Source organism: Streptomyces sp. BE20 (assembly GCF_036322525.1).
Lineage (GTDB): Bacteria > Actinomycetota > Actinomycetes > Streptomycetales > Streptomycetaceae > Kitasatospora.
Window position 1 is genome coordinate 1 of sequence record NZ_JAQYWW010000572.1, and the last position, 1067, is coordinate 1067.

1 protein-coding gene is annotated in these 1067 nt (G+C 72.4%); it reads right to left on the reverse strand.

The window, feature by feature from the left end:
- On the reverse strand, positions 1–1049 hold a 1049-nt coding region (locus PUR61_RS10150), incomplete at its 3' end, for a beta-ketoacyl reductase (protein ID WP_329877979.1).
- Between the last annotated feature and the right edge of the window lie 18 nt (positions 1050–1067).

The following is a 1067-nucleotide window of genomic DNA, read 5'->3' on the forward strand; positions in this document are numbered from 1 at the left end:
CGGAGTACCGCGGTGTCGACCGCGAGCGCAGCGACCAGCGGCCGTCCACCGGAAAGCGCCGCGTCGAAGGCCGCGAGCCCCTGCTCGGCGGTCAGCGGCAGGACACCACCACGCCGCATCCGCTCCCGGTCCGCGTCGGTGAGCGTCTCACCCATCCCCGCGTCCCACAGACCCCACGCCAGCGACGTCGCCGGCACACCCCGCGACCGCAGCTCCGACGCGTACGCGTCCAGGAACGTGTTCGCGGCAGCGTAGTTGGCCTGGCCCGCATTGCCGAACAGACCCGCCACCGAGGAGTACAGGACGAACGCGCTGAGCGTCCGGCCCTCCGTCGCGGCGGCAAGGTTACGCGCCGCGTCGACCTTCGCCCGGAACACCACGTCCAGGCGCTCCGGGGTCAGGGACTCCACCATCCCGTCGTCCAACACACCGGCCGCGTGAACCACCGCCGACACCGGCACGTCCCGCAACACCTCGGCCACCGCCCCGGCATCCGCCACGTCACAGGCCACCGCCCGCACCGTCGCCGAAGCGAGCTCCTCGACCAGCCCGGCATCCCCACCGGAACGGGACAGCAACAGCAGATCACGAACCCCGTGCGCCTCGACCAGATGCCGGGCCACCAGACCACCGAGCGTGCCGGTCGCACCCGTCACCACCACCGTGCCGTCACCGAACCCCACCGGAGCGGACGCGGAACCCGACAGGCGCACCAGACGCGGCACAGTGACCACACCCTCGCGCACCAGCGCCTGCGGCAGCGGATAGAACACGTCCTCGGCCGCGTCCACCAGATGGAGCCGGTCCGGGTGCTCGGCCTGCGCCGACCGCACCAGACCCCACAACGCGGCACCGTCCGCGTCACTGATCTCCGCGCCCGCCGCACCCAACGTCCGTACCACCAGACGCGAATCCGACCACCCGGCATCCGACAGCCACGCCTGAAGCAGCACCAACAGCGCGGCAGCCCGATCCCCGGCCGCACCCGCCCCCGTCGCATCCACCAACAGCACCGGCACCGGCACCGGCAGCTCGTCACCGAGACGCATCACCGCACCCGGCACCTC